Origin of the sequence: Pseudomonas sp. PSB18, from assembly GCF_014596565.1 — a bacterium.
GTDB lineage: Bacteria > Pseudomonadota > Gammaproteobacteria > Pseudomonadales > Pseudomonadaceae > Aquipseudomonas.
In genome coordinates, this window is record NZ_NOIN01000008.1 from 117,871 (window position 1) to 140,449 (window position 22,579).

21 protein-coding genes are annotated in these 22,579 nt (G+C 60.0%); 10 read left to right on the forward strand and 11 right to left on the reverse strand.

Annotation, left to right across the window (positions count from 1 at the left end):
* Window positions 1-48 precede the first annotated feature (48 nt).
* The 7 genes from nth to metG all read right to left on the reverse strand — a co-directional run bounded on the left by nth (window position 49) and on the right by metG (window position 6,535).
* Window positions 49-687, reverse strand: coding sequence for an endonuclease III (gene nth, locus CGA22_RS19375; RefSeq protein ID WP_041022742.1), 639 nt, complete (start codon window positions 685-687; stop codon window positions 49-51).
* Window positions 684-1,214, reverse strand: a complete 531-nt coding sequence (locus CGA22_RS19380; protein ID WP_041022741.1) for an Rnf-Nqr domain containing protein — start codon at window positions 1,212-1,214, stop codon at window positions 684-686. The genes nth and CGA22_RS19380 overlap by 4 nt, the downstream gene beginning before the upstream one ends.
* On the reverse strand, window positions 1,207-1,818 hold the full coding sequence (locus tag CGA22_RS19385; RefSeq protein WP_041022740.1) for an RnfABCDGE type electron transport complex subunit G: 612 nt from the start codon (window positions 1,816-1,818) through the stop codon (window positions 1,207-1,209). Before CGA22_RS19385 ends, CGA22_RS19380 begins: the two co-directional genes overlap by 8 nt.
* Complete coding sequence (locus tag CGA22_RS19390; RefSeq protein ID WP_041022739.1) at window positions 1,815-2,801, reverse strand: RnfABCDGE type electron transport complex subunit D; 987 nt, start codon at window positions 2,799-2,801, stop codon at window positions 1,815-1,817. The genes CGA22_RS19385 and CGA22_RS19390 overlap by 4 nt, the downstream gene beginning before the upstream one ends.
* Complete coding sequence (gene rsxB / locus CGA22_RS19395) at window positions 2,788-3,801, reverse strand: electron transport complex subunit RsxB (RefSeq protein WP_041022738.1); 1,014 nt, start codon at window positions 3,799-3,801, stop codon at window positions 2,788-2,790. The genes CGA22_RS19390 and rsxB overlap by 14 nt, the downstream gene beginning before the upstream one ends.
* A complete protein-coding gene (locus CGA22_RS19400; protein ID WP_041022737.1) occupies window positions 3,798-4,370 on the reverse strand; it encodes an Rnf-Nqr domain containing protein in 573 nt (190 codons plus the stop codon). Before CGA22_RS19400 ends, rsxB begins: the two co-directional genes overlap by 4 nt.
* 119 nt (window positions 4,371-4,489) lie before the next feature.
* Window positions 4,490-6,535, reverse strand: a complete 2,046-nt coding sequence (gene metG, locus CGA22_RS19405; RefSeq protein ID WP_041022736.1) for a methionine--tRNA ligase — start codon at window positions 6,533-6,535, stop codon at window positions 4,490-4,492.
* A gap of 316 nt (window positions 6,536-6,851) precedes the next feature.
* Between metG and apbC the strand changes: the two genes are divergently transcribed.
* Window positions 6,852-7,946 (forward strand): iron-sulfur cluster carrier protein ApbC, encoded by a 1,095-nt coding sequence (apbC, locus tag CGA22_RS19410; RefSeq protein WP_041022735.1) that lies wholly within the window; start codon window positions 6,852-6,854, stop codon window positions 7,944-7,946.
* A gap of 127 nt (window positions 7,947-8,073) precedes the next feature.
* Here apbC and CGA22_RS19415 read toward each other — a convergent pair whose 3' ends face one another.
* Window positions 8,074-8,832 (reverse strand): SDR family oxidoreductase, encoded by a 759-nt coding sequence (locus CGA22_RS19415; RefSeq protein WP_024779522.1) that lies wholly within the window; start codon window positions 8,830-8,832, stop codon window positions 8,074-8,076.
* 56 nt (window positions 8,833-8,888) lie between these two features.
* Here CGA22_RS19415 and CGA22_RS19420 point away from each other — a divergent pair, with 56 nt between their 5' ends.
* From CGA22_RS19420 to groL, 4 genes are all read left to right on the forward strand, one after another.
* Window positions 8,889-9,620, forward strand: a complete 732-nt coding sequence (locus CGA22_RS19420; protein WP_041022734.1) for a HugZ family protein — start codon at window positions 8,889-8,891, stop codon at window positions 9,618-9,620.
* Between the two features lie 100 nt (window positions 9,621-9,720).
* The gene (locus CGA22_RS19425) at window positions 9,721-10,197 is read left to right on the forward strand and encodes an FxsA family protein (protein ID WP_188258680.1); all 477 of its coding nucleotides are present in this window, start codon (window positions 9,721-9,723) and stop codon (window positions 10,195-10,197) included.
* 242 nt (window positions 10,198-10,439) lie between these two features.
* On the forward strand, window positions 10,440-10,733 hold the full coding sequence (locus CGA22_RS19430; RefSeq protein ID WP_024779525.1) for a co-chaperone GroES: 294 nt from the start codon (window positions 10,440-10,442) through the stop codon (window positions 10,731-10,733).
* 50 nt (window positions 10,734-10,783) lie between these two features.
* Window positions 10,784-12,427, forward strand: coding sequence for a chaperonin GroEL (gene groL, locus CGA22_RS19435; RefSeq protein WP_024779526.1), 1,644 nt, complete (start codon window positions 10,784-10,786; stop codon window positions 12,425-12,427).
* Window positions 12,428-12,634: 207 nt separating this feature from the next.
* On the opposite strand, the gene CGA22_RS19440 is transcribed toward groL, so the two are convergent.
* Together CGA22_RS19440 and CGA22_RS19445 are read right to left on the reverse strand one after the other, a co-directional pair.
* Complete coding sequence (locus tag CGA22_RS19440) at window positions 12,635-13,378, reverse strand: phosphatase PAP2 family protein (RefSeq protein ID WP_041024886.1); 744 nt, start codon at window positions 13,376-13,378, stop codon at window positions 12,635-12,637.
* A 54-nt stretch (window positions 13,379-13,432) separates the two neighbouring features.
* Window positions 13,433-15,382 carry an LTA synthase family protein gene (locus CGA22_RS19445; RefSeq protein WP_041024885.1) on the reverse strand — a complete coding sequence of 650 codons (1,950 nt, stop codon included), beginning with the start codon at window positions 15,380-15,382 and terminating at the stop codon, window positions 13,433-13,435.
* Window positions 15,383-15,625: 243 nt separating this feature from the next.
* Between CGA22_RS19445 and colR the strand changes: the two genes are divergently transcribed.
* From colR to CGA22_RS27175, 5 genes are all read left to right on the forward strand, one after another.
* The gene (colR, locus tag CGA22_RS19450) at window positions 15,626-16,309 is read left to right on the forward strand and encodes a two-component system response regulator ColR (RefSeq protein WP_025215158.1); all 684 of its coding nucleotides are present in this window, start codon (window positions 15,626-15,628) and stop codon (window positions 16,307-16,309) included.
* Window positions 16,299-17,576 carry a sensor histidine kinase gene (locus CGA22_RS19455; RefSeq protein ID WP_041024884.1) on the forward strand — a complete coding sequence of 426 codons (1,278 nt, stop codon included), beginning with the start codon at window positions 16,299-16,301 and terminating at the stop codon, window positions 17,574-17,576. The genes colR and CGA22_RS19455 overlap by 11 nt, the downstream gene beginning before the upstream one ends.
* A gap of 111 nt (window positions 17,577-17,687) precedes the next feature.
* Window positions 17,688-18,356, forward strand: coding sequence for a class I SAM-dependent methyltransferase (locus CGA22_RS19460; protein WP_188258681.1), 669 nt, complete (start codon window positions 17,688-17,690; stop codon window positions 18,354-18,356).
* Between the two features lie 4 nt (window positions 18,357-18,360).
* Complete coding sequence (locus tag CGA22_RS19465) at window positions 18,361-19,071, forward strand: lipopolysaccharide kinase InaA family protein (RefSeq protein ID WP_041020779.1); 711 nt, start codon at window positions 18,361-18,363, stop codon at window positions 19,069-19,071.
* Window positions 19,072-19,073: 2 nt separating this feature from the next.
* Window positions 19,074-19,301 (forward strand): hypothetical protein, encoded by a 228-nt coding sequence (locus CGA22_RS27175; protein ID WP_041020778.1) that lies wholly within the window; start codon window positions 19,074-19,076, stop codon window positions 19,299-19,301.
* 242 nt (window positions 19,302-19,543) lie between these two features.
* Here CGA22_RS27175 and CGA22_RS19470 read toward each other — a convergent pair whose 3' ends face one another.
* Window positions 19,544-22,570 (reverse strand): multidrug efflux RND transporter permease subunit, encoded by a 3,027-nt coding sequence (locus tag CGA22_RS19470; RefSeq protein ID WP_041020777.1) that lies wholly within the window; start codon window positions 22,568-22,570, stop codon window positions 19,544-19,546.
* Window positions 22,571-22,579 lie beyond the last annotated feature (9 nt).

Consider the following 22,579-nt stretch of genomic DNA (forward strand, 5'->3'; position numbering starts at 1 on the left):
GGTAAAAAAGATTTTTTCAATCGATGAATCTATAAAAGCAATAACGACTCAATCGTCAGAGGTCTTGTCCTTGTATTCGCACAGGTCTTCAATCCGGCAACTGCCGCAGCGGGGCTTGCGTGCCAGGCAGACGTAGCGTCCATGCAGGATCAGCCAGTGATGGGAGTCGAGGAGATACTCCTTGGGCACGAACTTCATTAGTTTCTTCTCCACTTCCACCACATTCTTGCCCGGCGCCAGGCCGGTTCGGTTGCTGACACGGAAAATGTGGGTGTCCACTGCCATGGTCAACTGGCGGAATGCGGTATTGAGCACCACGTTGGCGGTCTTGCGGCCTACGCCGGGAAGGGCTTCCAGCGCCTCGCGGGTCTGGGGAACGACACTGCCATGGCGCTCGATCAGCAAGCGGCAGGTTTCGATCACGTTTTTCGCCTTGCTGTTGAACAGGCCGATGGTCTTGATGTATTCGGACAGTCCCTCGACGCCCAGGGCATGGATCGCCTCTGGAGTGTTGGCCACCGGAAACAGCTTGGCCGTGGCCTTGTTGACGCCGACATCGGTGGACTGGGCAGAGAGGATCACCGCGATCAACAACTCGAACGGCGAGGAATAGACCAGCTCGGTTTTCGGCTCGGGATTGTCTTCGTGAAAGCGGCGAAATATTTCCAGGCGTTTTGCGGCGTTCATGGGCGCGGCGTTTCCTCGAGGGTTGATTGGGTTTTGGCAGGCATCCAAGCCTGGTAGGCGGCCAGCAGAAGGCCAAGGAGCAGGAACCCGCCGGGGGCAAGCAAGGCCAATGGCGTACCGTTGCCGATCAGTTCGCGCAAGGCGCCCAAGCCGAGCATCAACAGACCGAACAGCCCCGTCAGCGTGAGATAGCCTGACAGGCGCGGCTCGGTGAAAGAACGGTCGTGTTCCAGCGCCACGCAACTCAAGGCTATCCAGCCGATGTAAAGGCTCAACGGCCGGTACCCTTCCAGCCACCAGGCCTGCGCGGCGAGACTGGCGCAGGCGGTCAGGGTAGCGGCCAGGACGACAGAGGTCAGCAAGCGCTGATAGGCGCTCAGGCGCGGCCGCAGGAGACCCATTGCCAAGCCGTGGCTGCCGCTGATCAGCGTCCACGCCATCCATAGGCCCAGCGCATTGACCAATGAGTGGCTGGCGCCGACCAAAGGCACGAGCAGCAGGCCGTGGGTCAGTGACGGTCTATTCATGGGCAACGCCTCCGGTCAAGGGTGCCTTGTGTTCGTCGAAATAGCGCAGCGCATCGTGTACGGCCTGGAGTACTGCCCGAGAGGTCACCGTTGCGCCGGCCAGTTGATCGAATTGTCCCTGGTCTTTTTTCAAGGCCCAGCCGTTGTCGTTAGGGGCTTCACGGGATTTGCCGTTGAAGCTCTGCAGCCAGGCATTCGGCCAGCCGGCAATGGCCGCGCCCAGGCCTGGTGTCTCGGCCTGGCGCAGGGTTTTCACCCCCAGCAGACGGCCTGACGGGTCGATGGCGATCAGCAGTTCGATACTGCCTTCGTAGCCCAACGCCTGGCTGCGTAACAGCACGGCGGCGGGCTGGCCGGCATGGGTCGCGAGGTAGCCGCCCAGCAGCGTGCTATGGGCCAGGGGGATCGGACCCGTTAAAACCGGCTGTGCCAATGGTTGGTTGTCGTACAGGTCGGTCGGCAGCACTTCGAGCAGGGTTCTGTTCGCGAGGGTCTGTTGCTGGGCCTCGATGCGCTCGGCAGTGCCGACCTGCATGATGTAAGTGGTGCCGAGACCGAGGGAGATCAGCAGCGCCAGGATGACGAGGCCGCCGGGATTTCTCATGGCGCTTGCCGTCCTTGCCGTGTTTCGACGAAACGCTCCAGCGCCGGCACCCCGAGGTTCATCAGCAGCACCGCAAACGCCACGCCATCCGGGTAGCCGCCCCAGATGCGGATCAGGTAGAGCAGCAGTCCCACGCCTATGCCGAACAGCAGGCGTGCGAGCGGCGCCTTGGGCCCCGAAACCGGTTCGGTCACGATAAAAAAAGCCCCCAGCAGGGTTGCTCCCGTCAGCAGATGAAACAGCGGTGAACCGTGGGAGTCCGAGCCGGAGCCGTTCCAGCACAACAGGCTGATGGCGAACAGGCCGGCCAGCATGCCCACCGGCGCATGCCAGCTGAATACACGTTGTTGCAGCAGGAACAGGCCGCCTGCCAGGAACGCCAGGTTGATCCACTCGGCACCGCGCCCGCCAAAACGTCCGAACGCGGGATTGCTGGCAAACAACTCATCGATGGTCAGGCTTTTGTTGACGCGCAGGCTGTCCAGCGCTGTCGCGCCGGCCCAGGCATCGGGTGTGGGATGAACGCCTGACACCTGTTGCAGGCCTTCAAGCAAGCCGACGCTGTGGGGCATTGGCCATTGGCTCATGTGGGCGGGAAACGCCACCAGCACCAGGGCATAACCGAGCATGGCCGGGTTGAACGGATTGGTGCCGACGCCGCCCCAGAGATGCTTGCCGAACGACAAGGCGCAAGCGGCCGCGGTCACCGTCAGCCACCATGGACAATAGGCTGGCAAGGCCAGGGCCAGTAATGTGGCGCTGACCAGCGCGCTGCCGTCGTTCAGTTCGGGTTTGAGCGGTCGATGCCGCAAGCGCAGCACCAGTGCTTCGACCGCCAATGCGGTGACCCCGGACAGCAGCAAGTTGAGTACCACGCCCCAGCCATGAAACCACATCAATGCCAGCACACCGGGCAGCGTGGCCAACAGCACGCGCGTCATCGCGTGCCGTAGCCGCTCATCCGGGGCCTCAGGAAGTGGCATGGGCGTCCACCTGGCGTTTGGCATTTTCTACCGCCTGCTCCAACGCCTGTACGTCTGCGTCCGGGGCTGCCGCCGCCCGGGCTTTGCTGAGTTCGGCGCGGCGCATCGCCAATTGAATCTTCGCCCGCTTCAGTTCGGCATCCGGTGCCGGTGCGGCGGTGGGTGCGGCCGGCGGTACGCTGCTTTCCAACTGTGCCAGGGCCTGCTCTGCCGCTTCGTACTGGCGTTGCAGCACAATCAATTGCGACTGCTGCTCAAAAGTCGGCGGATGGCCGAACGCTTTCAAGGATTTGTTCAATTGTGTCCGGCTCATGGCCAGGTCGACCTTGGCCTTTTTCAGCGCGGCATCGGCGCTGGCGGCTTTTTGCGCGCGTACCCGTTCCAGTGCGGCTTGCACCGGATCCATTGCCTGGGGCTGGGCTTGGGTTTTGGCGGCGTGCTGGGTACGGGCCAGGCGTTCCGCCTGACGCTGCTCTTCTTCGCGCTGCAAACGCGCATTGCGCTGTTCGAAGCGCCGCCGGGCATGGTTGCGCTTGGCGGTACGTGCCTGTTGTTCCTCTAGGCTGAAGGCCAGGCCTCCGACAACCGGCACCACGGTCGCCATCGGCAAGGGCCGCATTTCAATGCAGTCGACCGGGCAGGGGGCCACGCAGAGATCGCAGCCCGTACATTCGTCGATGAGGACGGTGTGCATCAGCTTTGCCGCGCCGACAATCGCGTCCACCGGGCAGGCCTGGATGCACTTGGTGCACCCGATGCATTCGGCCTCACGGATGAAGGCTATTTGCGCAGGGGCCGAGCCACGGCTGGTATCCAGTTCCAGCACCGGTATTTTCAGCAGGTCGGCCAGCGCGGCGATGGTTTCGCTTGAGCCGGGTGGGCATTTGTTGATCGGCTCGCCCTCGGCGATGCCTTCGGCATAGGGCTTGCACCCCGGATGGCCACATTTGCCGCATTGGGTCTGCGGTAGCAGGGCGTCGATACGTTGAATCAGGTTCATGTTTTGACCAGCCCGCGTAATCCAAGGAACGCCACCGCCATCAACCCGATGGCAATCAACTGAACAGGCAGACCTCGAAAGGGCAAGGGGATATCGTTATTGAAGGTGCGCTGGCGCAAATCGTCGAACAGGCTCAACACCAGCCAGAAGCCCAGTCCGGCACCCAGGCCAAAGGCGATGGCGTGGGCCAGTCCCTGATCGTCCTGGCTATTGAGCAGCGTGACGCCCAGTATGCCGGCGTTGCCTAGCAACAACGGCCACAACCCCCCGAACGGCAGTGCTGGCAGCCAACGCGCCAACAGGCGCAGCAATGGCCCGATCAACAGGACGCTCAAGGGCAGCCATGCGAACAGGCGCAGTGACGTCAGGTTTAGCGGGACCAGCAGCCAATGGTCGATCAGGTAACCCAGGGTGCCGACCATCAGCATCAGGCATGTCGAGGCCAGGCCCAGGGCATGGACCTGGCGTCTTCCGCCAGCCTTCAGCAGCGGATCGACGCCCAGGGGCCAATGCAACACCAGGTTGTTGATCAGGGCAGTGCCGAGCAATGTGAGAAGGATGTCGGACATGATGTATTTAGGCGACAAAAGGACCTGGTACAAGATTAGGCATTATCTGGCAGGCCAGATATGAAAATCCCACAGCCGCTTGCAAAGCGTCTGTGGGATCGGTGCAGCGTGCAGTCGTCTTACTTGATCCGCTGACCCGGCTTGGCGCCGCTGTCCGGGCTCAACAGATAGATTTCCTCACCGCCGGGACCCGCCGCCATCACCATGCCTTCAGATATGCCGAAGCGCATTTTGCGAGGCTTGAGGTTGGCGATCATCATCGTCAACCGGCCTTCGAGCTTGGCCGGGTCCGGGTAGGCACTCTTGATGCCGGAAAACACGTTGCGTTGCTCATCACCGATGTCCAGGGTCAGGCGCAGCAGCTTGTCGGCGCCTTCGACGGCCTCGGCCTTGACGATCAGCGCCACGCGCAGGTCGACGGCGGCAAACGCGTCGAACTCGATTTCCGGCGACAGCGGGTCCTTGACCAGTTCACCGTTGCCGGTTGCAGCGCCGGTGTCGGTCTGGCTGGCGGCCAGGTCTTCCTTGGAGGCATCGGTCATCGCTTGCACCTTGGCGGCATCAATGCGGGTCATCAGTGGCTTGAACTCGTTCAACTGATGATTGCTCAACAGGGTCTGGTGATCGTTCCAGGTCAGCGGCGCGACGTTCAGGAACGCCTCGGCATCGGCGGCCAGCAGCGGCAGCACCGGCTTGAGGAAAATCACCAGTTGGCGGAACAGGTTGACGCCCAGTGCGCAGATCGCCTGGACCTCGTCCTGCTTGCCTTCCTGTTTGTTCAGCGACCACGGTGCCTTGTCGGCGATCCAGGCATTGGCACGGTCGGCCAGGGCCATGATCTCGCGCATGGCGCGGGCAAAGTCGCGGGCCTCGTAGGCTTCGGCGATGCTTGGCGCGGCGGCCAGGAACGCGTCTGTCAGCTCCGGTGCGGCGTTACCCGCCACCAGAACACCGGCGTTGCCCTTGTGGATAAAACCGGCGCAACGGCTGGCGATGTTGACGACCTTGCCCACCAGGTCGGAGTTGACCTTCTGGACGAAGTCCTCGAGGTTCAGGTCCAGGTCGTCGACGCCACGGCCAAGCTTGGCCGCGTAGTAGTAGCGCAGGTATTCCGGCGACAGGTGGTCCAGGTAGGTGCGGGCCTTGATGAACGTGCCGCGGGACTTGGACATCTTCTGACCGTTGACGGTCAGGTAGCCGTGGACATTGATGCCGGTCGGCTTGCGGAAGCCGGCGCCTTCGAGCATCGCGGGCCAGAACAGGGCGTGGAAGTTGACGATGTCCTTGCCGATGAAATGGTACAGCTCGGCGGTGGAGTCTTTGCCCCAGAACGCGTCGAAGTCCAGCTCCGGCGTGCGGTTGCAGAGGTTCTTGAAGCTGGCCATGTAGCCGATGGGCGCATCCAGCCAGACGTAGAAATACTTGCCCGGCTCGTCGGGGATCTCGAAGCCGAAGTACGGCGCATCGCGGGAGATGTCCCATTGTTGCAGGCCGGCGTCGAGCCATTCGGCGAGTTTGTTGGCTACGGCGTCCTGCAGGGTGCCGCTGCGGGTCCAGGCCTGCAGCATCTCCTGGAAGTCCGGCAGCTTGAAGAAGAAATGCTGGGAGTCCTTGAGCACCGGGGTCGCGCCGGAGATCGCCGATTTCGGATCCTTCAGGTCGGTCGGTGCGTAGGTCGCGCCGCATTTTTCGCAGTTGTCGCCGTATTGGTCTTCGGTGCCGCATTTCGGGCAAGTGCCCTTGATGAAGCGGTCGGCCAGGAACATTTTCTTTTCCGGGTCGAAATACTGGGTGATCGAACGGGTTGCGATGTGCCCGGCGTCACGCAGCTTCAGGTAGATCTGGCTCGACAGCTCACGGTTTTCTTCGGCGTGAGTGGAGTGGAAATTGTCGAAGCCCACCAGGAACTCGGCAAAGTCGGCGCTGTGTTCAGCCTGGACATTGGCGATCAGTTGTTCCGGGGTGATGCCTTCCTTTTCCGCACGCAACATGATGGCCGAACCGTGGGCGTCGTCGGCGCAGACATAGATGCATTGGTTGCCGCGATGTTTCTGGAAGCGCACCCACATATCGGTCTGGATGTACTCCAGCATATGGCCGAGGTGAATCGAACCATTGGCATAGGGCAGGGCGCTGGTGACGAGAATCTTGCGTGGCTCGGACATGGGGCTCGGCTACTTGATGAAACGGAGGTCGGCCACTATAAAGCGGCGGCGGCTTTTTTTCATCCTTCGGGCCGGTTTCGGGGTGGCTAAAGTGTGAACTGTGGCGAGAGGATTCATCCCCGCGGGGCTGCGAAGCAGCCCTGAAATCAGCCGACTCGGTGCGCCAGGCTGATCCCAGTTGGCGGACTGGGGCGCTTCGCACCCCAGCGGGGCGGTGCGACGTTTCGCTAAATCCCTCACCACAAAAGTATTCACATATCGGTAATCGGGTCTAGGATAGCGACCTGTTTTTCAAGTCCTGCTATCGGAGTTGCCCATGAGCGCCGTCAATCGCGCAACGGTGGAAGCCGTCCTTCGCCAATACACCGACCCCTACCTGAACCAGGACCCGGTCAGCGCCGGATGCGTGCGCGCTATCGATATCCAGGGTGAGCGGGTCAGTGTCCAGCTGGAAATCGGCTACGCCGCCGATCTGTTCAAGAGCGGTTGGGCGCAGATGCTGCAGATGGCCATCGAGGCCCTGGACGGTGTGACCACCGCCAAGGTCGATGTCACCAGCGTGATCGTTCCCCACAAGGCCCAGGCGCAGGTGCCGGGCTTGGCAAACGTCAAGAACGTGATCGCCGTGGCCTCGGGCAAGGGCGGCGTGGGCAAGTCCACCACCGCCGCCAACCTGGCCCTGGCGCTGGCCCGTGAAGGGGCGAAGGTCGGGATGCTCGACGCGGATATCTACGGTCCGAGCCAGGGCATCATGTTCGGCATTGCCGAGGGCACCCGGCCGCAGGTCAAGGACCAGAAATGGTTCGTGCCGATCCAGTCCCATGGTGTGGAGGTCATGTCCATGGCCTTCCTGACCGACGACAACACGCCGATGGTCTGGCGCGGGCCGATGGTATCCGGTGCCTTGCTGCAACTGGTGACACAGACTGCCTGGGGCGACCTGGATTACCTGGTGATCGACATGCCGCCGGGCACCGGCGATATCCAGCTGACCCTGGCGCAGAAAGTCCCGGTGGCCGGCGCGGTGATCGTCACCACCCCCCAGGACCTGGCCCTGCTGGATGCCCGCAAGGGGGTGGAGATGTTCCGCAAGGTGAACATCCCGGTGCTGGGCGTGGTGGAAAACATGGCGGTGCACATCTGTTCGAACTGCGGGCACGCTGAACATCTGTTCGGCGAAGGCGGCGGGGAAAAACTGGCGACCCAGTACGGCGTAGAGTTGCTGGCTTCGCTGCCACTGTCGATGCTGATCCGCGAGCAGGCCGACGACGGCAAGCCGACGGTGATCGCCGAGCCGGACAGCCAGATCGCCATGGTCTACCAGGAACTGGCCCGCCATGTGGGCGCGCGGATCGTGTTGCAGGAAGCGGCTGCACCGGCGATGCCGAACATTACTGTCAGCGACGACTGACAGGGTTGGAGGCAAATCCTGTGGGAGCGAGCCTGCTCGCGATAGCGGAATTACATTCAAACCTCGCGTTGACTGACACGCCGCCATCGCGAGCAGGCTCGCTCCCACACCAGTTTTGGCGGCAGATTTACATCCGCAACCCGCCATCCATCTCCAGGATCCGTCCGGTGTAATAGTCGTTCTCGAAGATATAGGCCGCTGAATGAGCGATTTCTTCGGGGCGGCCCATGCGCTTGAGTGGAATGCCGGATGTCATTCTTTCCAGGGCCTCGGGTTTCATGCTTTGGGTCATCTCGGTTTCGATGAAGCCCGGTGCGATGCCGGCCACACGAATGCCGTAGCGCGCCAGTTCCTTGGCCCAGGTCACGGTGGCGGCGGCCACACCGGCTTTGGCGGCCGAGTAGTTGGTCTGGCCGATGTTGCCGGCCCGGGAAATCGACGAGATGTTGATGATGGCGCCGCTGTTCTTCAGCTCGACCATTTTCGCCGCCACTTCACGGGTACACAGGAATACACCGGTGAGGTTGACGTCGATCACGGCTTGCCATTGGGCCAGGCTCATCTTGGTCATTTCGCCGTCCTTGACCTTGAGCAGCAGACCGTCACGCAGGATCCCGGCGTTATTGATCAACCCGTGGATCGCGCCGAAATCCTCGGCGACCCGGGCCACCATGTCGCTTACCTGTTCTTCGTTGGCGACGTTGCACAGGTAGGCCCGGGCTTCGACGCCCTTGGCCACGCAAGCGGCAACGGCCTGGTCGAGTTTCTCCTGGTTGAGGTCCACCAGGGCGAGTTTCGCGCCTTTGCCGGCAAAATACTCAGCCATGGAGCGGCCCAGACCCTGGCAACCGCCGGTGATAATGATTACTTTGTCAGTGAGTTGCATTCGTATATCCAGGTGTCTGAGCGTTTTTAGACGAATTTCATCGAAGGAGTCATAAATTGAGCGTTGACGCTGCCAAGCATGCCCGAGAATTACTGCTCAAGGAATACCGTGGAATGCTCTCCACCCATTCCAAATCCATGCCTGGCTTTCCGTTCGGGTCCGTGGTGCCGTATTGCCTGGACGAGCAAGGGCGGCCGTTGATCCTGATCAGCCGCATCGCCCAGCACACCCACAATCTGCTGAAGGACCCCAAGTGCTCCATGCTGGTGGGCGAGCGGGGCGCCGAAGACGTACAGGCCGTGGGGCGCCTGACCTACCTGGCCGAAGCGCGGAAACTTGCAGACAGCGCCGCCATCGACGCTGCCGCCGAGCGTTACTATCGCTACTTCCCTGAATCGCAGAACTACCACAAGGCCCACGATTTCGATTTCTGGGTGCTCGATCCGGTGCGTCATCGTTACATCGGCGGCTTTGGGGCCATTCACTGGATTGATCGGATCACCGTGCCGAACCCCTTTGCCGGCAAAGCCGAGGCGAGCATGGTCGAACACATGAATGCGGATCACGCCAAGGCCATCGCCCATTACGTCGATCTGGCCGATCTGCCCAGGACCGAAGCGGCGCAACTGGTGGGCATCGACAGCGAAGGCATGCACCTGCGCATTGGTCAGGGACTGCATTGGCTGGCATTTCCAGCGACTTGCAATACGCCGACACAAGTTCGCGAAGCCTTGGTTTATCTGGCCCACGCCGAAGAATGGCCGAAAAATGCAGAGGCCGATGCTTGAATTCACGAAAGAGCGACGTCATTTAGGTTTTCATAGCCAGTGGCCTGTGTGGCTAATTCGTACAGGCCACCAGGCATTCTTGCGTTGAGGAAACCATTTGATGCGCCCTTTTTTATTGCTCTTTCTGCTGTTCCCGGTGTTGGAGCTGTTCGTATTCGTCAAGGTCAGCGGTGCGATCGGGTTTTTCCCGGCCCTGCTGCTGGTCATTCTCGGCTCGATGCTCGGCGTGTTCGTGCTGCGCATCGCCGGCCTCGCCACGGCCTTGCGTGCCCGTGAAAGCCTGAGCCGCGGCGAGCTGCCTGCCCAGACCATGCTCGAAGGCCTGATGCTGGCCCTGGGCGGCGGTCTGCTGATCCTGCCCGGCTTCATCAGCGACGTGGTGGGCCTGATCATGTTGCTGCCGTTTACCCGTCGATTGCTGGCCAACAAGATGCGCCAGCGTGCCGAAGAACAGGCGATGCGCCAGCGGGCTTTCGCCGACGACCTCCAGCCCCGTGGTGGTCCGGCGCCGCGAGAACCCCTGGGCCGCGAACCCGATGTGATCGAAGGCGAGTTCGAACACCGCGATTCCAAGTAAAACCCACCGCACGGCACCTTCGGGTGCCGTGTTCGTTTTCGTCTCGAAGAAGAATTTTTTTCGATCCGGCCCTTGTAATCCCCCTGTACGCCCTTATGTATCGGTCACCGCAAGGTTTCCGGTGGCAACACCGGACAGACTTCCGCGGTTCGACTGACGAACCGCACCCGGCTCTGCCGGCTTTTGTTAAACCCGCCGGGACTACACCGGCCGATGAAAACCAAAATTAGGAGAGATCGACAATGAAGCTTCGTCCTCTGCATGACCGCGTCGTCATCCGTCGCAGCGAAGAAGAGAAGAAATCCCTTGGCGGTATTGTCCTGCCAGGTTCGGCTGCCGAGAAAGCCAACCACGGTGAAGTTCTCGCTGTAGGTACCGGCCGTGTGCTGGACAACGGTGAAGTGCGTGCGCTGGCCGTGAAAGTGGGTGACAAGGTCGTGTTCGGCCCTTACTCCGGCAGCAACACAGTAAAAGTCGACGGCGAAGAACTACTGGTAATGGGCGAGAGCGAAATCCTCGCTGTTCTCGAAGGCTGATTTCCCCGCTCATCTTCCCGCTACTACACAGTATTTAAGGAATATCGATCATGGCTGCTAAAGAAGTTAAATTCGGCGATTCCGCCCGCAAGAAAATGCTCGCCGGTGTCAACGTCCTGGCTGACGCAGTAAAAGCGACCCTGGGCCCGAAAGGCCGTAACGTGATCATCGAGAAGAGCTTCGGCGCTCCGACCATCACCAAGGACGGCGTTTCCGTAGCCAAGGAAATCGAGCTCAAGGACCGTTTCGAAAACATGGGCGCGCAGCTGGTCAAAGACGTTGCCTCCCGTGCCAACGACGATGCCGGTGACGGCACCACCACCGCCACCGTCCTGGCGCAATCGATCGTCAACGAAGGCCTGAAAGCCGTCGCTGCCGGCATGAACCCGATGGACCTCAAGCGCGGTATCGACAAGGCGACCATCGCCATCGTCAAGGAACTCAAGGCCCTGTCCAAGCCGTGCGCCGACTCCAAGGCCATCGCTCAGGTGGGTACCATCTCGGCCAACTCCGACAACTCCATCGGCGACATCATTGCCGAAGCCATGGAAAAAGTCGGTAAAGAAGGCGTGATCACCGTTGAAGAAGGCTCGGGCCTGGAAAACGAACTGTCCGTCGTTGAAGGCATGCAGTTCGATCGTGGCTACCTGTCGCCATACTTCGTCAACAAGCCGGACACCATGGTTGCCGAGCTCGACGGCCCGCTGATCCTGCTGGTCGACAAGAAGATCTCCAACATCCGTGAAATGCTGCCAGTGCTGGAAGCCGTTGCCAAAGCCGGCCGCCCACTGCTGATCGTGGCCGAGGACGTTGAAGGCGAAGCCCTGGCGACCCTGGTTGTGAACAACATGCGCGGTATCGTCAAGGTTGCTGCCGTCAAGGCACCAGGTTTCGGCGACCGTCGCAAGGCCATGCTGCAGGACATCGCCGTCCTGACCGGCGGTACCGTAATCTCCGAAGAAATCGGCCTGAGCCTGGAAAGCACCACCCTGGAGCACCTGGGTAACGCCAAGCGCGTGATCCTCTCCAAGGAAAACACCACCGTGATCGACGGTGCCGGCGTTGAGACTGACATCCAGGCTCGCGTTGCCCAGATCCGTGCACAGGTAGCCGAGACTTCCTCCGACTACGACCGTGAAAAACTGCAAGAGCGCCTGGCCAAGCTGTCCGGCGGTGTTGCTGTCATCAAGGTTGGCGCCGGTTCCGAAGTTGAAATGAAAGAGAAGAAAGCCCGCGTTGAAGACGCCCTGCACGCCACTCGTGCAGCCGTCGAAGAAGGCGTGGTACCTGGCGGTGGCGTGGCGCTGGTTCGTGCCCTGCAGGCCATCAGCGAACTGAAAGGCGACAACGCCGATCAGAACGTCGGTATCACCCTGCTGCGTCGCGCTGTCGAAGCTCCGCTGCGTCAGATCGTTGCCAACTCCGGTGACGAGCCAAGCGTTGTGGTCGACAAGGTCAAGCAGGGTTCGGGTAACTACGGTTACAACGCTGCTACCGGCGAATACGGCGACATGATCGAAATGGGTATCCTGGATCCGGCCAAAGTGACTCGTTCGGCTCTGCAGGCTGCGGCCTCCGTTGCCAGCCTGATGATCACTACCGAGGCGATGATCGCTGAAATCAAGGAAGACGCTCCAGCTGGCGGCGGCATGCCAGACATGGGCGGCATGGGTGGCATGGGCGGCATGATGTAAGCCAGCCTTACCCCGGTACTAAAAAACCCCGCCTGCGAAAGCAGGCGGGGTTTTTTATTGGCTGGTGTTGGAAATACTTTCGCTATTCAGCCAATTTCTGTGGGAGCCGAGCTTGCTCGCAATAGCGGTGGATCCTTTTGCAATGATGTCGGATGTCCCGTCGTCATCGCGAGCAAGCTCGGCTTCCAGGTTTCAGTCGGATGCTGCTCAAGCATTGACCGGTTGTGCTTCGACCATGGGTTCTGCTCTCGTGCCCGGCCGGTACAGGACGAAGTAATAGCATCCCAGGCAAATCAGCCAGCAGAACACGGCTGTCCACACGTTGTGTGAGAAGAAGTGCGCCCCCTGCATCATCCGGCTTATGGAGAATACCGTTCCCAGGGTGAAGGCAAATACGAAGGCCCGCCGGGCCAGACGCGGCCTGCGGTCGCGCAATACGAAGAACAGTGCGAACAGGGTAAATCCGGTAGCGGCGTGCCCCCCCGGCCAGCACCTGCCCGGTTTGTTGGTGTCTGGACGCGGGCTCAGCAATTCACTGTAGGTTTCCTTGCCGCCGAACTCCTTCAGGCTCCAGGGGCATTGCACCGCTGTCACCGCCTTCATCGGCGTGACGAAAGATGTCGCCAGTGCCAGGGATAGCACCAGGCAGCCCAACTCACGTTTGAAGGGTTTAAGCCGGGTGACAAAAAAAGCGCTTATGAAGCCGACGATGGAAAACACCGAAAAAGCGATAACCACTTGTTTCGCCCGGTCATGGAGGATGTCTTCCAGGAAAAAACTGTGTCGCCCGATGAAGTCGCCAGCGGTGGGGTCATAGAACAGCTGGGCCAGGTCCATGTCCAGGTCGGTCCATTCCAGCAGGATCAGAATGATCGCTGTAACGGCGGGAATGCCCAGGCATAGCCAGAAGTTCAGCGGGCGAGGGGAAGAGCGTAAAACACTTGACGGCATGACAGGTCCTGCACAAAAGAAAATACCCCGGGCCATCCTCCCGGGGCAGTTCGGTTAACGTTCGCTGACTTGCTCGACACCCTCCATGGGTGCTCTCCAGCCAAGCAGCTGTTGTTTGAAGCCATAACTGGCGGTTTGGTAATACGTAATGGCGCGGCTGATCAAAGGATCGTCACTGGTTGCCCGGGACTCGCGACTTTCGGTCAACGCATCATCATGCCGACGCAGCCCCTGACGCGGGCTGAGGATCGCCAGATCCTTGCCGTCGAACATGCCCAGATGCTGGTAGTTGCCGACCACGACACGGGGCGGTAACGGATTGTCCTGCAACAGATTGCGACCGAAGAACGTCGACTCGTAATCCAGGTTCAGCAACCCGAGCAAGGTCGGCGCAAGATCGATCTGGCTGGCGAGTTGGTCGTTTTCACGTGGCTCGATCAGCTTTGGCGCGTAAACGAACAATGGAATCTGATAATTGCTGATCGGCAGGTCTTCCTTGCCGGCGCTGCCTGCAGTGTGATCGGCCACGAAGACGAATATCGTATTATCGAACCACGGTTTCTGCCGAGCCTGTTCCAGGAACTGACCAATGGCATAGTCGGTGTACTTGACCGCCCCATCCCGGCCATTGCCGGATTTGATATCGATCCGGTTTTCCGGATAGGTGTAAGGGCGATGGTTGGAGGTCGTCATCAGTTGCAATAGAAACGGCCGTTGCTTGGCATAGTTGGCATCGGCCAGCTTCAACGTCTGCTTGTACAGGTCCTCGTCGGCCATGCCCCAGGCATTCTTGAAGTGGATTTCGGATTCTTCGACGCTGCTCTGATCGACGACACGATAACCGTTGCCGCTGAAAAAAGCGTTCATGTTGTCGAAGTAGCCGCGGCCACCGTAGACGAACACACTGTCGTAGCCGATCGCGCTCAATTGTTGGCCCAGGCTGGCAAAGCCGCTTTCCCGGCCGATACGCTTGACGATCGAACGTCCCGGCGTCGGCGGAATGGCCAGGGTAATGGCTTCCAGGCCGCGGTCGGTACGGGTGCCGGTGGCGTAGAAGTTATTGAAATACAGGCTTTGCTTGCGCAAGGCGTCCAGATTGGGGGTCAGGTCACGTTTGTCACCGTTGCTGCCCAGGTATTTGGCGCTGAGGCTTTCGATCGTCACCAGCACAATGTTCGGTTTGCGGAGGGGGCCGGGATTATCGATTGTCCGCCGGATGTCTTGTGGGTCTTCACCGATGAAGCGTGCATTGGGCTCGTTCAGTTCGGCGCGAATCTGCTGGGCGACGGTGGCCGGGGCCAAGGTGCTGTAGAACTGTCCGTAGTCCAGTTCGTTGTTACGGAACGCAGCGAAGAACTGGTACGGGCCGTTGCTCGCCAGCTCGTTCTGATAGGCGTTGCCACCCTGGGCCCGTGGTGCATCCTGGCTGAGCAGTTGCAGACTCAGGCCGGCGACGGCCATCAGGCCCAACGCATTGAGCAGGCGTCCGCGCAAAGTTGGCAATGGGGCGTCCAGCGCGGCCTTGAACGGTTTGCGCAAGGCCAGGCTCAAACCCACCGCCAGTACGGCGAGAATCGTCAGCAGGGTGCCGATCGGGTAGGACTCCAGCACGTTGTTCAACACCTCATCGGAGTAGACCAGGTAGTCGACAGCGATGAAGTTGAAGCGCACGCCGAACTCATCCCAGAACAGCCATTCGGCCACCGAGGTGAACAGCATGGCGAACAAACTGATCGTCAACAGTCCTTGAAGAAACCAACGATGGCCGCGACGGCGCCACAAGGCCGCAGGGCAAAGCAATAGGTACAGGCCCATCGGCAGGATTGCATAGGCGAGGAAGCCCAAGTCATACAACAGGCCAATGCCGAAGACCGAAAGGGTGCCACCACCGGATTCATCCAGGTGTGCCAACAGCAAAACGGTTCGGGTCAGGAGAAACACCACCAGCCAGGCGCCGGTGATCAGCAGCAAAAAGCGCATGGGCGCCATTTTCAAAAAGTCCATTTACTACATTCCTTATATATCAAACCGATAGCGCGAAAGTATTATCCCCACACTGTAGTCAGTTTGTGAACCGATAGTGAAAAACGCATCAATAATGTTATCCCTCGAAGGCATTGACGCATGTCGTCTACAGCCTTGGTGGCCTGTACGGTCAATTCGAGTACAGGTCACTGGTCCTGAGTCGTCATTGGCCGTAAGCTGCGCGGGCCAAGACGGCTGTTAACCGTATACGCAGAGGTGCCCATGCGAATTCTATTGGTCGAAGACAATCGCGACATCCTGGCCAATCTGGCCGATTACCTGGGGCTCAAGGGCTATACCGTCGATTGCGCCCAGGACGGTCTGTCGGGCCTGCACCTGGCTGCGACCGAGCATTACGACCTGATCGTGCTCGACATCATGCTGCCGGGCATCGACGGCTACACCTTGTGCAAGCGCCTGCGCGAAGATGCCCGGCGGGATACGCCGGTGATCATGCTCACCGCCCGGGATCAACTGGATGACCGCCTGCAGGGCTTCAAATCCGGGGCCGATGATTACCTGATCAAACCCTTTGCCCTGTCGGAGCTGGCGGCGCGGATCGAAGCGGTCATGCGCCGGGCCCAGGGGGGCGGGCGGCGTGCGTTGCAGGTCGGTGACCTGAGCTATGACCTCGATACCCTGGAGGTGACCCGCGAGGGCAAACTGCTCAAGCTCAACCCGGTCGGCCTGAAGTTGCTGGCGGTGCTGATGCAGAAGAGTCCCCACGTATTGCGTCGGGAAATTCTTGAAGAGGCCTTGTGGGGCGATGATTGCCCGGACAGCGACAGCCTGCGCAGCCATGTCCATCAATTGCGCCAAGTGATTGACAAGCCGTTCGACAAGCCGTTGTTGCATACCGTGCACGGTGTCGGTTATCGCCTGGCCGAGGGCCGCGATGGAGTTTAAGCAGAGCCTTGCCCAACGGATCATCATCGCGTTTGCGTTGATGAGTGCATTGGTGGCCGGCGCGTTCGCCATGGGAATCGTGGCAACGGTGCACCTGGTGGAGGAGAAGTTGATTTCCTCCGGGTTGGGCGGCGACCTGCAACGCCTGCTGCTGATGGACAGTGTCTCGGACTGGAATCATCGTCCGGAACCTGATCAATTGTTCTATTTCAGCGGCGGCCAGGGTGACTTCGAATTGCCCAAGGATCTGCGCCATCTGGAGCCCGGCTTCCACGAGGTGTTTCGCGAACAATTGTCCTATCACGCCATGGTGGAGATCGTTGACGGCCGGCATTACGTGTTGCTGCAGGACCAGAGCGACTTCGAAGAACGCGAGCGGGTGCTGTTCGCCGTGGTGCTGGTGGGCTTCGTGCTCAGCCTGGCATTGGCGGTGTTCCTCGGCTGGATCCTGGCGCGTCGGGTGATGGCGCCGGTGGTGCGTTTGGCCCGGCAAGTGCGACACCGCGACCAGCTTCTCGGACTCGCCCCTCCGTTGGCGCCTGATTATGCCGCCGATGAAGTGGGTGAACTGGCGGTGGCGTTCGACGCGACGCTGGGGCGGCTGCGCCAGGCCCTGACGCGCGAGCGGTTGTTTACCAGTGATGTCAGCCATGAGTTGCGCACGCCGTTGATGGTCTTGGCGACCTCCTGCGAACTGTTGCTGGAAAATCCGGCACTGGATCAACGGGGGCGCACCCAGGTCGAGCGCATCAGCCGCGCCAGTGAGGAGATGCGCGAACTGGTGCAAACGTTCCTGATGCTTGCCAGGGCTCAGCGCGAGGACAACGGCATGTCGCCTCGCCTGACCCTTGGTCAGGTGGCGGAAAATCTCCTTGGCGCGTGGCGTGCGGCCATCGAATCCAAAGGTTTGACACTGATTTTCGAACCGGGCCAGCCCCTCGACACCCTCTATAACGCCACGTTCCTGACGGCGGTCATGGGCAACCTGCTGCGCAACGCCCTGCATTACACTGACCAGGGCTTTATCCGTCTCACCCTCTACGGCACCGGATTCGTGGTGGAGGACAGCGGCGTGGGTATTCCCGAGGAGAAGCGCGAGGCGATGTTCGAACCGTTCGTGCGCGGCAATGAAAAGCGCGGTGAGGGGCTTGGGCTGGGGCTGTCGCTGGTACAGCGGATTTGCGAGAACCAGGGCTGGATGGTGAGTCTCAGTACGATGGAGCCCAACGGTTGCCGTTTCGAGGTTGAGTTGAATCCGCAGAAGTGAGCTCGCTTTGAAAAATCTTGTAATCATTGAGAAGATTGCATAACTTTTTTTTCACAAAGCGATGACACACCGATTCATAAGGTTGGGCCTGTCTGAAAAGGAGGTCCTCTTATGTCTAAACCTATCAAGCTCGATTTTTCCGAAAAGTACGACGAGCAGCATGCTCAGAAATACTTTCATAAGCATCGAAGCGGCTTGAGTCGCCGTCTCTCCAATCAGCGAGATCAACAACTGGCCAAGCGTGCATTGGCACTTGCCGGTGACCCGGGGCTGGTATTGGATCTGCCTTGCGGTGCCGGGCGCTTCTGGTCCTTGCTGGCCGAAAAACCGAATCGCGTTATCATCGGCGCGGACAATTCCGAGGCGATGATCAAGACTGCAATGGAGTCTCAACCCGCCGATGTCGTAAAACGGGTACAACCCTTGCACACTTCTGCATTCGACATTGCCTTGCCTGATAACGCCGTCGACAGCATTTTTTGCATGCGCCTGCTTCATCACATCGGTGAACCCGCGCATCGACTGGCCATTCTGAAGGAATTCGCGCGTGTCAGCCGCGACAGCGTGATTATTTCATTGTGGGTCGATGGCAATTTCAAGGCTTGGAAACGCAAGCGTCAGGAGCGTAACCGTGGGCAGAAAGACTACCAGAATCGATTTGTGTTACCGGTCGCTACAGTAGAGGAGGAGTTTCGGCAGGCAGGGTTTCGTATCCAGGAACAACTGGACTTCCTACCGCTCTATGCCATGTGGCGAGTTTATGTATTACGCAAGAGGTAACAGCATGGTTGCGCAGGTAGCAAAAACCCAGGAGATTTCCCACAACAGCTTCGAGCATTTCTGGAGCATGCAAGGTGAGTGGGTAGAAGAGCCCAATGTGCGTCGTGGCGGCGAAAGTGGCGTACAACGGATCATCAGCAAGGATGGCGAACTGCTTTATGCCAAGCGCCAGACTGGACACATTTATCGCAGTTGGCTGCATCCGTTCGGGCGTCCGACCGTGCTGCGTGAACAGGACGCGCTCCTGGCGTTGCCTCGACTCAACGTCCGGGTACCCGAGCTGGTTTTCTGTGCGGCCCAACCGGACCCGGACCATAAGTGGCGGGCGTTGTTGGTGACTCGTGCGCTTGAGGGGTTCGAGGAGATCGAACACTGGTATGCCGGCGGTGGCCGCGAGCGTCATGGCGAAGCGGTGCATGACCAGATCCTTCAGGAGCTGGCCGAAAACCTGGCCCGCATGCACAAAGGGCGATGGCAACACAGCTGCATCTACATCAAGCATGTTTTTGTGCGTGTGACCGGGGAGGGCGAGGCGGCCAAGCCCGAAGTGGCGCTACTGGATCTAGAGAAGTGTCGCCGGCGCCTGACCGCCCGACGGGCTGCATCCCATGACATGAAGCAGCTGCGACGCCATTCGTCGTTCAGCGATTCTGACTGGAAGAAACTCGTCTACTTTTATGAGACGGCGTTTGGCAGCGCTATCAAAGGCTTATAACGATGAAACTGGAAATTGCTAGAGGTGTGTTTTTAGTTGGAGCCCTGGCAGTTGCATCAATGGCGGTGGCTGTATGGGAACAGCCCCGTTCTCAGATACTCAGTGCCTCCAACTCTGATGCTCACTGCCCTTTACCTCGGGTGGCCAAGGCCAGCGAGGTCGTCCGACCGGATAATGACCTGTTGCTGTTCATGTTCAGTCTTTCTCAGGGCGTGAGGCCGCAGAGTTGAGAGTCACGAAGCCCAAATAAAGGCCTCGCATCTGCGAGGCCTTTATTTTTGTGCGTTGGGAAGTGGTTGAAACGTCTGTGGCGAGGGAGCTTGCTCCCGCTGGGTTGCAGAGCAACCCTGAAGCTCTGCAACTTGATGTCAGGTGGATCGGGATGGGTTTGGGGCGGCTCCGCCACCCAGCGGGAGCAAGCTCCTTCGCCACAGATAAATCCCCTCGCCACAGGGATCCCCTTCAATAGGAGTCAGGCTTTATCCGGCTTGGCCAGCAGCGTGTAGATGCAAGGCAATACGAACAGCGTGAACAGGGTGCCAATCGACATGCCGGTGGCGATGACCGTGCCGATGTCGAAGCGGCTCACCGCTCCGGCGCCAGTGGCGAGGATCAGCGGCACCATGCCAAACACCATGGCGGCGGTGGTCATCAGCACTGGCCGTAAACGAATAGACGCGGCCTGCTCGACGGCTTCCCGTGGCGTCAGGCCCTGTTCCCTGCGCAACTGGTTGGCAAACTCAACGATCAGAATCCCGTGCTTGCTGATCAGGCCGATCAACGTCACCAATCCCACCTGGGTGTATATGTTCATGCTCGACCAGCCGAGGAACAGCGGGATCAGTGCGCCACAAATGGACAGCGGTACCGTCACCAGGATCACCAGAGGGTCACGGAAGCTTTCGAACTGTGCAGCCAGCACCAGGAAGATGATCGCCAGCGCCAGGGCAAAAGTGGCCCACAAGGCACTGCCTTCCTGGACGAACTGGCGCGAGGCTCCTGCATAATCGAAGGCAAACCCCACCGGTGCTTCTTCATGGGCGATCTGGCGCACGGTCTGGATGGCCTCGCCCATGCTCACGATGGGGAAGCCGGAAATCCTCACCGCATTGAGTTGCTGGAACTGATTGAGTTGCCGCGGGCGAGCCCGGTCGCTGACCTTGATCAGCGTCGATAGCGGTAGCGATTCACCCTTGGCATTTTTCACGTAGTAAGTGTTCAACCAGGCAGGATTGTCCCGGAATGGCCGTTCGACCTGGGCAATGACCTTGTAGCTGCGTCCTTCGAGGGTGAAGCGGTTGATCTCCGACTCCCCCAGCAAGGTGGCGAGGGTTCCGCCCAGGTCCTGCATCGAGACGCCCATCTGGGCTGCCTTGTCACGATCGATGTCGACGACGACTTCGGGCTTGTCGAAGGCCAGGTCAATGTCCATGAACGCGAACTTTCCGGATTCCACCGCGCGTTTCTTGATTCGCTCGGCCACTTCCAGAAGCGTCGCGTATTCCTTCGGGGAGTTGATGACGAAGTCAAAGGGCAGGCCTTCACCGGTGCCGGGCAGGGAAGGGAGGTTGAAACCGAAGATCTGCAGACCCGGGATGCTTTCCAGCTTGGCCTGGACATCAGGCAGGATTTCCATCTGGGTGCGGCTGCGTTCGTTCCAGGGCTTGAGCAGGAAACCGCCGATACCGGATTGCACGCCGTTGTAGCCGTTGATCTGGAACGAAGAGTAGTACTCCGGGAACTCCTTGAAGATTTCGAGGAAGTGGCCCGTGTAGGTGTTCAGGTAGTCGAGGTTGGTCGGCTGCGGCGCCGTAGCCATCATGAAAATGATGCCCTGGTCTTCGTCGGGGGCCAGTTCGGACTTGGTGAACATGATCAGTACCGGAATCAGCAGCAGGACGATCACGGCGAACACCAGCACCACCGGCCGGGTATTGAGCGTGCCGTGAAGCATGCGCTGGTACCGGTTCTTCAAGCGCTCGAAGACCATGTCCAGCCGATGGGCCAGCCCCGAAGGATTCTCGTCGTGGCGCAGCAGCATGGCGCACATCATGGGCGACAGGGTCAGGGCGACGATCCCGGAAATCACCACGGCCCCGGCGAGGGTCAGGGCAAACTCCTTGAACAGTGCTCCTGTCAGGCCTTCGAGCAGGCCGATTGGCGCATACACCGCCGCCAGCGTGATGGTCATCGAGACCACCGGCATGGCGATTTCCCGAGCGCCTTCCAGCGCTGCATCGAATGGACTCTTGCCTTCCTCGATGTGCCGGTGGATGTTCTCCACGACGACGATGGCGTCGTCCACCACCAGGCCGATAGCCAGCACCATGGCGAGCAATGTCAGCAGGTTCATCGAGTAGCCCATCAACTGCATGAAGAACATCACGCCGATCATCGACAGCGGGATGGTCACCACCGGGATGAGTACCGAACGCAGGGCGCCGAGAAACAGGAACACCACGACGATGACGATCAGCACCGCCTCGAACAGGGTCTTCACCACCTCATCGATGGATGCCTGGATGAACAGGGTCGCATCGTAGGCAATCTCGGCCTTGAGGTTCGTCGGTAACTGGGCCTCCATTTCCGGCATGATCTTGCGCACTTCCTTGATCACGTCCAGCGGGTTCGCCCCGGGCGTAGCCTTGATCCCGATATACACCGAGGGCGTTCCACCGAAGGAACTGATGGTGTCGTAGTTTTCGGCGCCCATCTCCACCCGGGCCACATCCCGCAGCAGCACGCGGCTGTCACCGTCGGTTTTGAGCGGTATCGCGGCAAAGGCCTCGGCGGATTTGAGTTCGGTGTTGGCATTGATGCTGGTGACCACGTATTCGCCCTTCACCTCGCCCGCCGCCGAGAGGAAGTTGTATTGGCGCACGGCGTTGGTCACATCGGCGGCGGTCAGGCCGAAACCGGCGAGCTTGGCGGGGTCGAGCCACAGGCGCATGGCGAAGACCTGGTTGCCAAGGATTTCCGCCTCCGCCATGCCCGGGAGGGTCGCCAGCTTGGGCTGGATCACCCGTGACAGGTAGTCGGTGATCTGCGGGTTGTTCAGTTCCTTGCTGAAAAAGCTGATGTACATCAGAGCCGAGGCATCGGCGGCTTCCCGGCTGAGCACCGGGTCCTCGGCATCCTGGGGCAGTTGGTTCTTGACCTCGTTGGCCTTGGCCAGCAGTTCGGTGAAGAGCCGGTCGCTGTTGGAGCCGATGCGGGCGTGGACCGATATCACCGAGAAATTCTGGCGGCTGACCGACGTCATGTAGTCGATGCCCTCGGCGCTGGCCAGGCTCTGTTGCATCGGCTGGGTGATGTAGCCCTGGATGGTTTCGGCGTTGGCCCCGGGGTAAGCGGTGGTCACTGTGATCAGGGCGTTTTCCATCTGTGGATATTGGCGCAGGGGCAGCTTGCTCCAGGCCTGGAAGCCCAACAGCACGATCAACAGGCTGACCACGGTGGCGAGCACCGGACGGCGGATGAACGGATCGGTAAAAGCCATGGGGATTCC

Excerpts from the sequence above, each read along its gene's own strand:
- rsxB (WP_041022738.1), bottom strand. The coding sequence starts at position 3,801 with ATGAACCTGATTCAACGTATCGACGCCCTGCTACCGCAGACCCAATGC.
- CGA22_RS19470 (WP_041020777.1), bottom strand. The coding sequence starts at position 22,570 with ATGGCTTTTACCGATCCGTTCATCCGCCGTCCGGTGCTCGCCACCGTG.
- CGA22_RS19400 (WP_041022737.1), bottom strand. The coding sequence starts at position 4,370 with ATGTCCGACATCCTTCTCACATTGCTCGGCACTGCCCTGATCAACAAC.
- CGA22_RS19460 (WP_188258681.1), top strand. The coding sequence starts at position 17,688 with ATGTCTAAACCTATCAAGCTCGATTTTTCCGAAAAGTACGACGAGCAG.
- CGA22_RS27175 (WP_041020778.1), top strand. The coding sequence starts at position 19,074 with ATGAAACTGGAAATTGCTAGAGGTGTGTTTTTAGTTGGAGCCCTGGCA.
- CGA22_RS19425 (WP_188258680.1), top strand. The coding sequence starts at position 9,721 with ATGCGCCCTTTTTTATTGCTCTTTCTGCTGTTCCCGGTGTTGGAGCTG.
- metG (WP_041022736.1), bottom strand. The coding sequence starts at position 6,535 with ATGTCCGAGCCACGCAAGATTCTCGTCACCAGCGCCCTGCCCTATGCC.
- apbC (WP_041022735.1), top strand. The coding sequence starts at position 6,852 with ATGAGCGCCGTCAATCGCGCAACGGTGGAAGCCGTCCTTCGCCAATAC.
- colR (WP_025215158.1), top strand. The coding sequence starts at position 15,626 with ATGCGAATTCTATTGGTCGAAGACAATCGCGACATCCTGGCCAATCTG.
- CGA22_RS19380 (WP_041022741.1), bottom strand. The coding sequence starts at position 1,214 with ATGAATAGACCGTCACTGACCCACGGCCTGCTGCTCGTGCCTTTGGTC.
- CGA22_RS19440 (WP_041024886.1), bottom strand. The coding sequence starts at position 13,378 with ATGCCGTCAAGTGTTTTACGCTCTTCCCCTCGCCCGCTGAACTTCTGG.
- CGA22_RS19465 (WP_041020779.1), top strand. The coding sequence starts at position 18,361 with ATGGTTGCGCAGGTAGCAAAAACCCAGGAGATTTCCCACAACAGCTTC.
- CGA22_RS19455 (WP_041024884.1), top strand. The coding sequence starts at position 16,299 with ATGGAGTTTAAGCAGAGCCTTGCCCAACGGATCATCATCGCGTTTGCG.
- CGA22_RS19415 (WP_024779522.1), bottom strand. The coding sequence starts at position 8,832 with ATGCAACTCACTGACAAAGTAATCATTATCACCGGCGGTTGCCAGGGT.
- CGA22_RS19390 (WP_041022739.1), bottom strand. The coding sequence starts at position 2,801 with ATGCCACTTCCTGAGGCCCCGGATGAGCGGCTACGGCACGCGATGACG.
- nth (WP_041022742.1), bottom strand. The coding sequence starts at position 687 with ATGAACGCCGCAAAACGCCTGGAAATATTTCGCCGCTTTCACGAAGAC.
- CGA22_RS19445 (WP_041024885.1), bottom strand. The coding sequence starts at position 15,382 with ATGGACTTTTTGAAAATGGCGCCCATGCGCTTTTTGCTGCTGATCACC.
- CGA22_RS19430 (WP_024779525.1), top strand. The coding sequence starts at position 10,440 with ATGAAGCTTCGTCCTCTGCATGACCGCGTCGTCATCCGTCGCAGCGAA.
- CGA22_RS19385 (WP_041022740.1), bottom strand. The coding sequence starts at position 1,818 with ATGAGAAATCCCGGCGGCCTCGTCATCCTGGCGCTGCTGATCTCCCTC.
- groL (WP_024779526.1), top strand. The coding sequence starts at position 10,784 with ATGGCTGCTAAAGAAGTTAAATTCGGCGATTCCGCCCGCAAGAAAATG.